Origin of the sequence: Lysinibacillus sp. FSL M8-0134 (assembly GCF_038069745.1) — a bacterium.
GTDB classification, from domain to species: Bacteria; Bacillota; Bacilli; order Bacillales_A; family Planococcaceae; genus Lysinibacillus; species Lysinibacillus irui.
Genome location: NZ_JBBPAJ010000001.1, coordinates 1,379,013 through 1,393,407, shown reverse-complemented (window position 1 = coordinate 1,393,407; position 14,395 = coordinate 1,379,013). Strand labels below are relative to the sequence as shown.

Below are 14,395 nucleotides of genomic sequence, written 5' to 3'. Positions count from 1 at the left end.
ACGCTTTTTCACTATATGCAAGCTTGTAGACAAATATGAAAAAGCCCCTCACAAATGTAAGGAGCCTGTTTCTTATTGTTCTTTTTTTTCAGCAGCTTCTGCCTCTTGTTTTTGTCTCTCTTTGGCCTTTTGAACATCTGCATTATAGGTTTCCATATCATAAACTGGTTCCCCATTGTTATCGACAGTATAAGGAATAGAATAAGCAGGCACTACGGGATATTTGTCCACTAGTAGCTGGCGAATATCATCACCAGGCTTCACATCAGGCTTGTCCTCTTTTAAAAGCTGCCCTAAATCCACAGAATAATCTACGTGCAATTCACCGTCACCCGTCATAAAAAGTGGTAGTTCGACGCCAGAATAAGGACTTTTCACCGTCACATCTGTTTTATAGCCTAAATCTTTATAATTAATTTGATAAACATTGTCAGATGAAGAACCTTTTATCGGTAAATATTGTGTAGATAATTTGCGAATGCCTATTTCACGAATCCGCTCTGCCGCATTTAAATCTACTAATTTGACTGTCGCTTCATGTTCAGGATCCCAAATAATATATTGATATATCCCGCCTTTTTCATAGGCATTTCCAGGAATCGTCGTCAAATACTTCGGCATAAGCTTTTGAAAATCGATCAAGTATTTGATATAAATGTCTGTATCTAATTCACTATTTTTAATCGGTACTAGCCCACCAGTTGCTTCACGATATTCGTTCACAGCACGTTGAACTGCAGCTAGTTGGTCGACATCAGGCGTGACCTTTGCTCTTTTTTCGTCTTCTGGGTACGCACATCCTACTAATAGTATGGCGGTTGCAAATACCAACAGAAAAGAACTTAGTTTTTTCATGTTACTGACACCTCATTAAATTTTTATGCTGGCCATGTGGCAACTACTAGTACCATTAAAAATGTGCCAAGTCCAAACAGTATGTATGCACATAAATTTACGATTGTTCGTAAAAATACATTTGAAATTTTATTTCGAGCTAAATAAATTAAACCGACTGATATAATCATAAATGCGATGCAATAAAATGATACCCACATTACATCTAGTGCAGGCATATGAGCTAACGGGCCCATTTCAAATAACCACCTTTCTTTCAATGTCAAGACACAATCAAAGTATATTATACTATGTGCCTCTGCTAAAAAGAAATAGTTGTCCCATAACGATCAAGAAATGGACAACTCTTTTATGCTGCTCACACTATTCAACTAATAGCACACAATAAGGCGTCACAACAGATTCGTTGAGACACCTCATTTATGTCCATTTTATGACAAAGTTAATCAAAAAATTGTCATTAATGTTTCATATCATCTATTTCTCGTTTTTTCATACGCATCATTAATGCATCAACCGCCACTTTTGGTTCAACATCATTAAATAGCACACTATAAAGCTCTGTGGAAATCGGCATGGCTACACCATACTTTTCTGCTAATTGATAGGCTGCCTTTGTGGTACGTACACCCTCTACAACCATACCCATTTGATCCAGAACTTCCGGTAGCTTCATCCCTTGCCCTAGCAGATTCCCTGCACGCCAATTTCGAGAGTGAACACTTGTACAAGTTACTATTAAGTCGCCCATACCAGTTAGCCCCGAGAACGTAAATGGATTACCACCCATTTTTACACCTAAACGTGAAATCTCTGCAAGACCTCGTGTAATGAGTGCAGCCTTTGCATTATCTCCATAATTTAAGCCATCTGTAATACCAGCTGCTAAAGCGATAACGTTTTTCAATGCTCCTCCAATCTCTACTCCAATGACATCCTCATTTGTGTAGACACGGAAAAATTGATTCATAAATAAATCCTGTACCTTTTCTGCTGCATCTATATTGGCACATGCAGCAGTTACCGTTGTAGGGTGGTGTAATACCACTTCCTCCGCATGACTTGGGCCTGAAAGAACGACAATCTCTTCCACATACTCAGCTGGCAAACTCTCAGCTAAAATTTCAGAAATCCGTTTTAAAGAATCCGGCTCAATCCCTTTAGAGACATGGACGAACAACACTTTCCTAGTTAATTCAACCGTCAATTTCTCGCAAACTTCTCGAATAGCTTTTGTTGGGACAGCCACAACAATAGTCTCTGCATGCATAGCCGCCTTTGCAATATCACTTGTCGCATGTAAATTTGCTGGCAGAACGGTTTCAGGTAAATATTTTTTATTCGTATGCAGGTTATTGATTTCCTCTGCCTGTTCAGCTCTATGTGTCCATACAAGCGTATCATGTCCATTTTCCGCTAGTACCATTGCAAGTGCAGTACCCCATGAGCCTGCCCCTAACACACAAACTTTTTCCATTAAAAATCCTCCCTTTGCTGGGTTGTCTATCATACGCTCTTTTTTGTAAAAAGACGCCACCCAACAATTTTGTCAGGTTGGCGTATTATAGTGTACCGCTATTTCATTTAAGCACGAGCACGTGTAATTAAACGTATTGGTGTCCCTTCAAAATCAAATGTTTCGCGAATTCGGTTTTCTAAGAAACGTTCATATGAGAAGTGCATAAGCTCTGGTTCATTCACAAATACAACAAATGTTGGCGGCTTAATCGCAACCTGAGTAGCATAGTAAATACGTAAACGACGACCTTTATCAGTTGGCGCAGGATTACGCGCCACTGAATCCTCAATTACTTCGTTTAAAATAGATGACTGGATACGCATCGCATGATTCTCACTTACACGTTGAATAATCGGTAAAATTTGATGTACACGCTGTTTCGTATTGGCTGATACGAAAATAATAGGTGCGTAGTCTAAGAATAGGAAATGCTCACGAATTTGCTGTGTAAAGACATTCATCGTTTTCTCGTCTTTTTCAATCGCATCCCATTTATTCACGACAATCACAACAGCTTTTCCAGCCTCGTGCGCATAGCCAGCAATTTTCTTATCTTGCTCCTGAATGCCTTCTTCTGCATTCAGTACCACTAAAACAACATCTGAGCGTTCAATGGCGCGTAGAGCACGTAAAACAGAGTATTTCTCAGTTGTTTCATAGATCTTCCCTTTTTTACGCATACCGGCTGTATCAATAATGACATATTCCTGACCTTCATATTCATAAGGCGTATCGATCGCATCACGTGTTGTCCCAGCAATATTACTTACAATAACACGTTCTTGCCCTAAGAATGCATTGACTAAAGAGGATTTCCCAACATTCGGACGACCGATTAAAGAGAATTTAATCACATCATCGCCATATTGCTCTTCATCTTCTTTCGGGAAATGTTTCGCACATTCGTCCAATAAATCCCCTAAGCCTAAGCCGTGTGACCCTGAAATTGGCCAAGGCTCCCCAAAGCCAAGTGCATAAAAGTCATAAATCATTTCACGCATATCGGGGTTATCAATTTTATTGACCGCTAATACGACTGGTTTTTTTGTTTTGTATAAAATTTTAGCAACTTGCTCATCTGCTGCCGTTACTCCCTCACGACCATTTGTCATGAAAATAATAACATCCGCTTCATCAATGGCAATTTCAGCTTGTTGACGAATTTGTTCTAAAAACGGCTCGTCCCCTATTTCAATGCCACCTGTATCAATAATATTAAAATCGTGTGTTAACCACTCTGCCGAACTATAAATACGATCACGTGTTACGCCTGGGATATCCTCCACAATAGAAACACGCTCTCCAACGATACGGTTAAAAATCGTCGACTTACCTACGTTCGGACGACCTACGATGGCTACTACTGGTTTCGTCATCTGTACTTCATCCTTCCAACTTCTTGTCTTTCGCTATTATACACGAAAAATGCCATTATATCATATCATATCCATAAAGTAGAACGCTATGTATGGCAATCATCACTCTCGGGATTTATTTTTAAGAGTCTAAGCAGTACTTTAATGGGGATATAGGTATTTTGATTCAATCCTGAACTTTATGGATTCTATCGTTCAATTTTAGGGCTTTATCCAACACTTTAGGGGTTCTATCCGCCACTTTGAGGATTCTATCCACTACTTTAAGTTCTATCCTTCACTTTGAAGGCTCTATCCACTACTTTTCAAGTTCTATCCAACACTTTTCAAGTTCTATCCACCACTTTGAAGGTTCTATCCGCTACTTTAAGTTTTATCCTTCACTTTATGGATTGTATCCACTACTTTTTGGGTTCTATCCTCCATTTTGAAGGTTCTATCTACTACTTTAAGTTCTATCCACCACTTTGAAGGTTCTATCCGCTACTTTAAGTTTTATCCGTCACTTTACGGGTTCTATCCGTCACTTTGAATGCTCTATCCACTACTTTTCAAGTTCTATCCTTCACTTTATTAGTTCTATCCGCCACTTTGAAGGTTCTATCCGCTACTTTAAGTTATTTCCACTACTTTATGAATTCTATCCATCATTTAAGAAGCTCTATCCTCCACCCCAACAAAAAAGCGAGGATGCATGTTTGCATCCTCGCCCCGCACTTTATTTAAAGTTTTTTAATTGATCGCCAATTACATCACCAAATGAGAAGCCTGTGTTTTCTTCTGGTAATTCGTAGTCAATCACTTCTTCTGCTTCTGGATTTTCTAGTAATTCTTTAATGCTCAGCGCTAAGCGTCCTTCTTCTGCATTGACATCAAGTACTTTTACTTGTACTTCTTGTCCCTCTTTTAACGCTTCATGTGGCGTGTTGATATGCTTATGGGCGATTTGAGAGATATGCACTAAGCCTTCAACACCAGGGAATACTTCTACAAATGCACCAAATGAAGTTAGACGTTTTACTCGGCCATCTAAAATCGTGCCTTTAGCTGCGCGTTCTTCGATATTTGACCAAGGTCCCGGAATTGTTTCTTTGATGGATAATGAAATGCGTTCATTTTCTGGGTCCACCGAAAGAACTTTCACTGTTACATCTTGTCCTTCAGCTAAAACCTCACTCACATCGCTCACATGCTCATGTGATACTTGCGAAATATGAACAAGCCCATCAATACCACCAAGGTCGATGAATGCACCAAATGAAGCCAATCGCTGTACTTTACCGTCTAATACATCGCCAGCTTTAATTTGATTAATGACATTTTTCTTCTGTGAAGCTTTTTCTGCTTCAACTACTGCACGATGAGATAAGATTAGGCGATTTTTTTCTTTATCAAGCTCAACAATTTTAAAGCTTAACGTTTTTCCTTTATAGCCTTCAAAATTATCGACAAAGTAGTCTTCTACAAGTGATGCTGGTACAAAGCCACGTACACCTAAATCTACGACAAGACCACCTTTAACAATATCTTTTACTTCCGCTTCGAAAATTTCCTCTGCGGCAAATTGTTGCTCTAGTGTATCCCATGCTTTTAAAGCATCCACTTTACGTTTTGATAGGACAAAGTTCTCTTCTTCTACCTTTGTAATCATCAACTCTAACTCATCCCCAACAGAGATGACATCAGACGCTTTCTCAATGTGTAAGCTTGATAATTCACTAATCGGTACAATACCATCAAACGGTGCACCTGGAATTGATACAGATACTGCCTTTTCATCAACTTGTGCTGCAATACCTTTGACGATATCACCCTCGTTAAACGTTTGTTCTGCATAGTTCATTTCTTCAGACATATGTAACCCTCCTTCGCATCTTCCCTTACTATTTTATTCGATATTGAAGACAAAGACAAAAATAAATCCTTTAAATTCAAAAAATGTCTGAAATTTTAGGATTTATAGCATTTTTTCTTCTGCTAATTTTAAAATAGCTTGTGCTGCATCATCAATGGACAATGCTGTTGTATCTAAAAATATTGCATCTTCAGCTTGAATAAGTGGCGATGCTTCACGCTCACTATCTTTTTTATCACGTAGCGCAATTTCTTCCTGAAGTTTTTCAAGAGAAGAATCAATCCCTCTTTTTTGATTATCGATTAATCGTCTTCTTGCACGTTCTTCTACTGTTGCAGACATAAAAATCTTTAGCTCTGCATCCTTTAAAACATGTGTAGCAATATCACGTCCATCCATGACAACACCGCCATTAGCTGCAAGCTTTTGTTGTTGAGCAACTAATAGCTCTCGAACATTTGCATGGGCAGCTACTTGAGAAACAGAGGAAGTAACTTCATTTGAACGAATTTCAGCCGATACATTGCGACCATCTAAAAAAACAAGCTGGCCCTGTGGAGATGGCTTTAATTCAATTGTGCTAGTCATTAACATCTCTGCTAATTTTGCTTCATCATCTAAATGTATGTTTTGTTGCATCGCTTTATACGTAACTGCTCGGTACATGGCACCTGTATCGATATAAGTAAAACCAAGTGCTTCAGCAACTATTTTGGCTATTGTACTTTTACCAGCACCTGCAGGCCCGTCTATCGCAATTTGAATGTTTTTCTTCATTATTCTTCCCTACTTTCTTCACCTCATATTGTAACATATAACCCCAAAAAAGCCCTCTGCTAGGAGAGGGCTTTGTAAAAATATTATGAAGGAAATTAAACATTGAAAGGATTCACTTCTTTACGACGATTGACTAATTGGCGTTCAAAGCAAAAACGTACAATATGCTGTTGATCGACATCATCTGTATCCGTTAGCTGAATGGTCGCAATGCGTTTATCGTCTTTTTCAAAAATGCGCACGACTGTTGCATCCGTAATAACGTATTTGACATCTCCATTCGCAAAAGGTAATACAATCGTTAATTTTATCTCATCACCATCATTGAAAGCTACTTCTCCCTTCAAGATGAGTGCCAAGCCTCCAGCACTAATATCAACAGTCACAAGTTGATACTTGTAATCGTTGAACTGAATAGCAACGTCCACTGGCGTTTCAACACGAACATACTCTCGTCGTTGAATTTTTATAAATTCCTCGGGCTTTGGACAATGCAACATAATCATTGGTATATTGCCTGCTTTACGCCCAATTACTTCTGTATTAAAAGCAAAGGATTGTTTATCCTCGGTACGAAAGGTTGCTCTAAATTCTGAGCCATCTATTAAAAATGCTGTTTTCTTCGTTGCCATATTAATCGGATAATCAATATAAAGAATATGATCTTGTTGCTCTACAACTTTACAGCGGAATTTCTCCACTTGCTCTGTATACGTAGGTTCAAGTTGTAAATGTGTACCAATTTTTATTTCCATGAGCATCTCCTCGTACGAAAAATATGGTTTAATTATCTCATGAGAAGTTTATTTTGGCTATAAAAATTGGTAGTATTTTCTTATTATTAAGTTAGATATTCCACTTTTAATACATTGTGGTTTTCCGCATCAATAACAATTCTAAATGTTTCCTGAGTATTGCCGTCACGTAATGCAATGACCTCATAGCAAAGTCGCTGTTCAAATTGGCCATTATCTGTATAAATATTTTTTACCTCTTGTACTTGAATATCGTCTTGGAAGAATGTTTTCCAATCAATAGGTTTCGCTGTTTGTGGTTTAATATTCTCTTCTTGAATATACTCCATTGCATTCGCACCTAACAGCTCACCTGTATCTTTCGCTACTTTTAATTGAACACCATCCGCATAAATTAACGCATTGTCCCCAGGATGTACACGGGCAAATGTCACATGCCATGCTTGATGATTTTCTCGTGATTCCACATAAGCCACATCTTTCATGCCTAGTTTCTTCACATATTCCTGAGCTTTTTTGAGGACTTCCTCTTGTGAGAGCTTTGCTTCATCAACAGGACGTTCTACTAAATAGGACAGTAAATGTCCTCCCTTTTCCGTCAAATCTACATAGCCTAAACGTATCCCTTGATGGAATTGAATGTGATAGAAAGGATACGGTGCGGTGTCACTACTTTTAGTGACCGTAAATGTTGCTTCTTTAATGGCAGGGAATAAATATCTGACTTTTTCTAACGCTTCTTTTTCGGTAATCACAGCATCCTGCAATGCTTTTAACTCGATTTTCTTCTGCCAATCAGATTCTGATAGTGTTAGCGGGAAATCCTTTTCTCCGTAACCTTTTAACGTATCTTTTACAGTATCAAATTTTGTGTTTGGATTTTTATTATCAACTTGCTGTAGCCAAACATCCATTTTTCCATCATGCTTATAAAAATCAACTGTTGCAGCTGTCCAATCATCAGAAAGGGATTGTAAATTTGCGGAGACCTGCGGCATCTTATCACGCCAAGCCTCATAATCACCTGTTTTTGCTGTTCTTTTTGCTTCATCGCCAAGTCGTCCTAAATAATTCATCCATTCATTCGATAGTTCTTGTCCAATCGGGATATTAGCAATGGAAGAACGAACTTCTGAGCTTAAGCGCCAAACCGAGTCTAGCTCACTGTGAATCGCCTGCTCGTCTTGAAACAAGAGGGATTGTGATACAGCCCGCTGGAGATGGGATAGTTTTTCAGATGCATCTGTTAACTTATCTGTATATTGCGCTAGTACGGTACGTTGTAAATCTTCTTTATCGCCATGTAAATCTATGCTGTATGCCCCTAACCCAATAACAGCAATCGTTAAGACCACGAGCCAAGTTTTCATCGATGTTCCTCCTTTCTATGAACAGAAAATATGCTCTCCTATTTGTTTAATTTGTGGACGTGACCAAATCCATTTACTTGTTGCTGTTTTTGGATTGAAATAATATAACGCATTTTCAGATGGGTCCCAGCCGTTCATTGCATCAATAACGGCTTCTTTTGCTCGTTCATTAGGTTCTAACCAAATTTGTCCATCAGCTACTGCTGTAAAAGCTAGTGGTTGGAATATAATACCTGAAATTGTATTAGGGAAATCGGGGCTTTCTAAACGATTTAAAATAACAGCTGCTACTGCTACTTGTCCCTCATACGGTTCTCCCCTAGCCTCTCCATATACAGCATTCGCCATTAACTGCAAATCACGTTCTGTATATTTTGGTGGGACTTGCGTTTGAGTTCCATTATTATTGCTGCTCCCACTACTATTACCGCCACCAGTACCTTTTTGTACCTGCTGATCAAGTGGCTTGCCACCATAATAAGTAAATTGATTACCCGCATTTAATTGTGCTTTTACCCATTTTTCATCATAATCAGAGTAGCCTGCTAACGCTTTCTTTGTTTTTGCGCCAGCAATCCCGTCTACTGGTAAACCATATTTCTCTTGGAAATTACGTAAAGCCCAGTATGTGTTATAGCCAAATTTGCCATCGATTTTACTCTTATAAAAACCTAAGTATTGTAATCTGGATTGCAATTCAATGACATCATCTCCGTAGGCACCACGAGTAATTTGCTGGTCACTAAAAGCTATTGCATCATTTTGAGGAATCGCAATTATACTAATTCCTAATATCAAAGCAAAAAGTATGCTGACTAAACGCACTTTTATCACTCCTTTTTTTTTATAGCTTGAAACAAAAGAAGTAATTTATACATGCTAATAAAGAAATAAAGCGTAGAAATCTTTGACGATTTCTACGCTTTAAATTTTCTTTTGCATATGCAAATGTTGAACTAGATGGTAATGGGCAAGCTTTACTTTTCGCAAGCCAAACCACCATAAAAACAACATAAAAGGAATCATTAAATAAACCCAGTGACCTTTGAATGATAATATTGTATTGTATAGAATGTGAAGTACAACAGGTGCACAAAGCGCCATTGCAATCATTTCTTTTGTCTTTACAAGCTTCGAAAACTTAGCACGTCCATAGTAATAGCCCATGACGACACCGAACAATGCGTGACTTGAGACTGGTAATAAGGCTCGCATGAATGCCGTGTCCAAGCCAAAAGAAAGTAAATAAAGGACATTTTCAATTGTCGCAAAACCAAGTGATATGCTGGCACCATACAATATACCATCATAAGGGTCATCAAATTCTATATGATTGTAAATGGCAATTAATAGAACAAACCATTTAAAAAACTCTTCAATAACACTAGAAAAAAGGACGTCTTGAAGATAAAGATATCGAAATACCCCTTCCTCTGTTAATACATACTGTAAAAACATGATAGGGAACGTTAAGAATGCACCGTATAAAAACGTTTGTAGTAAAGTTCTTCTTGGCTCCGTAGCCATCTGATTGCGCAAATAGAAATAACTAAAAAGCGCTAGACCGGGAGCAATGGCAGCAGATAATAAAATGATCATGATGCCGGCTCCTTTCAACAATAGACTGCTATTATTATACCATGTAATGACAAAAAAACTTTTTAAAAGGAGATTTTATTTTTTATGAAAAAGACAATTTTATTAATTCATACAGGCGGCACAATCTCCATGGCCATGAGTGCTGAAGGAGCGGTCATGCCAAATATAGAAAATCCACTCATGAAGGAAAGTAATAAACTGGCATCCCTTGCAGACATCATTGAAATAGAAGCTTTTAATCTTCCATCTCCTCATATTACACCGAAAGAAATGCTGCAATTACGCCATGTCATGATGGAACAAATTATGTCACAGCAAATCGATGGAGTTGTCATTACACACGGCACTGACACTTTGGAAGAAACTGCTTATTTCTTAGAGCTAACAACAAATTTAGCCATTCCGATCGTGCTAACAGGTGCAATGCGTTCATCTAACGAACTAGGGGCAGATGGCATTTATAATTTAGTGGAGGCAGTTCGTGTAGCTGTTGATGATGAAGCTCGTGACAAAGGAGTATTGGTTGTGATGAATGATGAAGTTCATCTTGCGGTTAATACAACAAAAACAAGCACAAGTTCAGTAAATACTTTTCAATCCCCTCAGTATGGACCGATTGGATTGATTACAAAATCACGTATCTTATTCCATCATGCACCTATTCGTAGACAATATGTAGAAGTTGATAATTTATCAAAGCGTGTAGCAATGTTAAAGGTTTATGCCGGTATGGAAGAAGATTTACTTGATGTTGTGCTTGCTTGTAAATATGATGGTGTTGTGCTTGAAGGCTTAGGACAAGGAAATGTCCCACCATCTGTTGTAAAGGGCATTGAAAGCCTTATACAGCGAGACATTCCTGTTATACTTGTTTCCCGCTGCTTCAATGGTATTGCAGAGGGTGTTTATGGTTATGTTGGCGGCGGTAAAATGCTAGAAGATTTGGGCGCAATTTTTGCCACAGGGATTAATGGTCAAAAGGCACGTTTAAAATTATTAATTGGACTTAATACTACAGGCTCTCCGTTAAATTTAAAGGACTTTTTCCTGTAAAGTCAACGTCTCTGTCTTTATGACCTTTTCATAGTAGCTCAATATTTCGCCAAGTCGTTGGAGGGCTTCATCGAAATCTGGTTGAATAACCGAAAATTGGAGGAATCCCTTTTGACGTAAATAATGGCTATCACCATGCACGAATAGTCCATTTAATGCTAAATCAATGTGTAAGTTTGAAAAGGTGCTCGGCAGTTGAACAGTTACCAACATTGGATATTGAACTGTTGAATATTGATACTGCATGATCGGTAGCTTCAGCAATGCCTTAAAGCGTTGCTGTAGTTGCTCATACCTTTCTGGATAGGCTTGCAATGACCTATCAACATTGCCAAGTAACACTGCTGGGAGCGTAAATGGTATGGCTCCTTGCTGGTAATTAGCTAAATCTAGGTAAGTAGGAAGCGTGGCAGATGATGGTGCAAGTGATTGAGAGAAAACAAAAGCTAGCCCACTTAATGCACCTATAGCTTTACCACTCACGGCAGTTGCTAAATAGCAGTCTTGTAAAGAAAATGGCATGGCCCCGAACGTGCTGATACTATCTATGCACAGCTTTACCTGATAGTGTTTGGCGAGCTTACTAAGACTTTCTAAATCATTACAAGTCCCTGTAGAAGTCTCGCCATGTACTGCTAGCATCCATTGATAAGAACCTGTTGCTAACAGCGACGCCACTTCATCGAAATCAAACGCTGTCCCCCAGTCTTTTCTTACCACATCAAATTGTAATGACCAACGAATAGCTTGCTTTCTTAAACGTTCACCAAATTCTCCATTTGTTAAGATTAGTCCTTTTCCAACTTGTTGTTCCTTTAGTTGCGCAAGCATCACTTCATTTGCCAACGTCCCTGTACCAACGATGATGCCAACATGATTTGCTTTCGATAAATACAGTAACTTTTTTTGTACACGTTCATAGAGTGCATAAAATGGTAATGAACGGTGTGATAAATCTGTATAACCAATTTGCTCTAATTGCTTTACAGGCCCTGGATAAAAAGTAAAATGGTCCGCAGATAGTCTATGTTGTAGTGACTGCTCAAATTCATGTCTAGTAAGCACCATCGGTAAAAATAATGCTTCCTTTTCCCCTACCGCTGGCGCAAACTGTCTAAAACCCATTTGTCGGTAGAGCTTTTCTTCACGAGTTGTACCTGAAATCACTGCCGCTGTATAGCCTTTTTCGTAGGCAAATGTGTTTAAGGCCTGTGTAAGTTTTAGAAGTACACGCCCTGTCCGATAACCTCTTTTTACTGCAAGCAAGCGAATTTCACATAGCTTAGCACAATTTTCCTTCTCTAAAAACTGTTCAACCTTACCAATTTTTTCATCTATGGAAAATGGTCTTTGATCTCTAAATGCCAACATTCCAATTAGTTCTGTTTCCTTGTACACGACAACATACGTATTCTGTTGATGAAATCGGTCAACTTTTTTTCTTGTCGCATTTGGTTTATGCTGTGGAATTTCTTCTACAAAAGTCTCATAATTCAGTTGGGCAATGGCCTCAAATTCCTCATTCGTTTGTGCAATTTTACACCAATACATCTCTTCACTTCCCTCTTGTCAACGACTCCTGAATATTAGACCTATGCTTGATGAGCATACATACAATGGCTAAGACTAACAGACTATAGAGCTCTAGTTTCCCTGCAAGAATGATTGCACCGACATAGAATATAAAGCCCCCGACCATGCCAAGTGTCAAACTTCTTGTAAAAACCATCACAAACGCAGTTCCTATAATCATCCAAAAAAATAGGCTCGGAGATAGAGCGAGACCTATACCAATAAAAGTAGCCACACCTTTTCCCCCATTAAATTTCAACCAAATAGGAAATAGATGCCCCACAATAACCCATGCAGCACCCCCAATAATGATCCATTCATCCAAATGCCACAGATGGCCTAATCCGACTACTAGCACACCTTTCAGTGAATCCCCGAGCAAAGTCCAAATAAAGGCCGCTTTTCCAATAACACTTCCTGCATTTCGAGCACCTAAGTTTTTACTGCGCTCTTGCTGTAAATTAACCTTATATATCTTTCCAACGAAATAGGCCGTCATAAAGTTTCCTATTATATAACTGAATAGCCAGTACCACCCAAACAAAAAAGGCCCTCCTTGCTAAAAAGGCTGTATAAGCTACATTGCCTATACAGCCCATTTCATTATTTTCTTCTTTGCTCGATAATTTGAGCGATACATTCTCCGTGAAAACGCCCATTTTCGATAAAAATTTCATTTGCATTATTCCCAGCTGCAATGACGCCCGCAATAAATAATCCTTCGATATTAGTCTCCATCGTTTCTGGGGTAACATAAGGACGCCCTGTTTCTTCATCAATTTCTACTCCCATTGCTTTAATAAAGGAGTGATCTGGATGATAGCCAGTCATGGCAAAAACAAAATCATTTTTGATTATTTGCTCTTGACCATCTATTTCTAAAACAACCTCATGCTCGCGAATTTCTAACACATTCGTATTAAAATGCATAGCAACTTCCCCTGTTTTAACTACCCCTTCAAATTCAGGTAATACCCAAGGTTTGATGCTTGAAGAATATTCACTTCCTCGATAGGCAACCGTTACTCGGGCACCCGCTTTATTCAATTCTAAAGCTGCATCCACAGCTGAATTTTTACCACCAATAACTAGAACATCTGTATCGAAAAATTCATGACCCTCTTTAAAATAATGGAATACTTTCGGTAACTGTTCGCCTTGGATATTTAAATAATTTGGGTGATCATAGTAACCCGTTGCAATGACAACATACGGCGTTTCATACGTATCTTTATCGGAAGTAACCGTAAACATATCCTTATTTTTCACAACACTTTGTACTTTTTCAAAGCGATTAACCTGTATATTTTTTAAACGGACAACTTCACGATAGTAGACCAATGCTTGGTTGCGTTTTGGTTTACGTCCTTCAATAATAAAGGGTACGTCACCAATTGCTAAACGCTCACTTGTACTAAAAAATGTTTGATGTGTTGGATAATGATAAATAGCATTTACGATATTTCCTTTTTCAATCACAATAGGTTGTAATCCAATATTTTGCAAAGCTATTGCTGCTGCTAAACCACAAGGGCCTCCTCCAACAATAATTGCATCTGCTTGCTGCATTTCTTGACACTCCAATCGAATTGGACCAGCACAATTTGCTGCTCCATGCTTTCACATCATCATAGAATAGATGATATCTTTTTATTATACGCCTT

At 38.5% G+C, this 14,395-nt stretch carries 14 protein-coding genes; 1 reads left to right on the top strand and 13 read right to left on the bottom strand.

What is annotated here, in order from left to right; translation table 11 throughout:
• Positions 1-72: 72 nt before the first annotated feature.
• The 10 genes from MKY49_RS06810 to prsW form a co-directional block, all read right to left on the bottom strand.
• On the bottom strand, positions 73-855 hold the full coding sequence (locus MKY49_RS06810; protein ID WP_274796343.1) for a hypothetical protein: 783 nt from the start codon (positions 853-855) through the stop codon (positions 73-75).
• Between the two features lie 23 nt (positions 856-878).
• Positions 879-1,091: a DUF2768 domain-containing protein gene (locus tag MKY49_RS06805; RefSeq protein ID WP_155590613.1), complete on the bottom strand. Its 213-nt coding sequence runs from the start codon at positions 1,089-1,091 to the stop codon at positions 879-881.
• Between the two features lie 224 nt (positions 1,092-1,315).
• Positions 1,316-2,332 carry an NAD(P)H-dependent glycerol-3-phosphate dehydrogenase gene (locus tag MKY49_RS06800; RefSeq protein ID WP_274796342.1) on the bottom strand — a complete coding sequence of 339 codons (1,017 nt, stop codon included), beginning with the start codon at positions 2,330-2,332 and terminating at the stop codon, positions 1,316-1,318.
• Between the two features lie 107 nt (positions 2,333-2,439).
• A complete protein-coding gene (gene der / locus MKY49_RS06795) occupies positions 2,440-3,750 on the bottom strand; it encodes a ribosome biogenesis GTPase Der (protein WP_274796341.1) in 1,311 nt (436 codons plus the stop codon).
• Between the two features lie 718 nt (positions 3,751-4,468).
• Positions 4,469-5,605 (bottom strand): 30S ribosomal protein S1, encoded by a 1,137-nt coding sequence (gene rpsA / locus MKY49_RS06790; protein ID WP_274796340.1) that lies wholly within the window; start codon positions 5,603-5,605, stop codon positions 4,469-4,471.
• A 102-nt stretch (positions 5,606-5,707) separates the two neighbouring features.
• A complete protein-coding gene (gene cmk, locus MKY49_RS06785) occupies positions 5,708-6,382 on the bottom strand; it encodes a (d)CMP kinase (protein WP_274796339.1) in 675 nt (224 codons plus the stop codon).
• Positions 6,383-6,477: 95 nt separating this feature from the next.
• Entirely contained in the window at positions 6,478-7,137 is a 660-nt protein-coding gene (locus MKY49_RS06780; protein ID WP_274796338.1) for a flagellar brake protein, read from the bottom strand.
• A gap of 86 nt (positions 7,138-7,223) precedes the next feature.
• Entirely contained in the window at positions 7,224-8,507 is a 1,284-nt protein-coding gene (locus tag MKY49_RS06775) for a PepSY1/2 domain-containing protein (RefSeq protein WP_341385839.1), read from the bottom strand.
• Positions 8,508-8,522: 15 nt separating this feature from the next.
• On the bottom strand, positions 8,523-9,332 hold the full coding sequence (sleB, locus tag MKY49_RS06770) for a spore cortex-lytic enzyme (protein WP_274796336.1): 810 nt from the start codon (positions 9,330-9,332) through the stop codon (positions 8,523-8,525).
• Between the two features lie 99 nt (positions 9,333-9,431).
• Entirely contained in the window at positions 9,432-10,106 is a 675-nt protein-coding gene (gene prsW / locus MKY49_RS06765; RefSeq protein WP_004232588.1) for a glutamic-type intramembrane protease PrsW, read from the bottom strand.
• Positions 10,107-10,190: 84 nt separating this feature from the next.
• Between prsW and MKY49_RS06760 the strand changes: the two genes are divergently transcribed.
• Positions 10,191-11,159, top strand: coding sequence for an asparaginase (locus MKY49_RS06760; protein WP_274796335.1), 969 nt, complete (start codon positions 10,191-10,193; stop codon positions 11,157-11,159).
• Here the strand turns inward: MKY49_RS06760 and MKY49_RS06755 are convergent.
• The 3 genes from MKY49_RS06755 to MKY49_RS06745 are packed head-to-tail and all read right to left on the bottom strand — an operon-like array spanning position 11,139 to position 14,300.
• The gene (locus MKY49_RS06755; protein ID WP_312505664.1) at positions 11,139-12,710 is read right to left on the bottom strand and encodes an aminotransferase class V-fold PLP-dependent enzyme; all 1,572 of its coding nucleotides are present in this window, start codon (positions 12,708-12,710) and stop codon (positions 11,139-11,141) included. The two genes, MKY49_RS06760 and MKY49_RS06755, sit on opposite strands and share 21 nt — an antisense overlap.
• A 4-nt stretch (positions 12,711-12,714) precedes the next feature.
• Entirely contained in the window at positions 12,715-13,275 is a 561-nt protein-coding gene (locus MKY49_RS06750) for a glycerol-3-phosphate acyltransferase (protein WP_341385838.1), read from the bottom strand.
• 59 nt (positions 13,276-13,334) lie between these two features.
• A complete protein-coding gene (locus MKY49_RS06745) occupies positions 13,335-14,300 on the bottom strand; it encodes a YpdA family putative bacillithiol disulfide reductase (RefSeq protein WP_274796332.1) in 966 nt (321 codons plus the stop codon).
• Positions 14,301-14,395 lie beyond the last annotated feature (95 nt).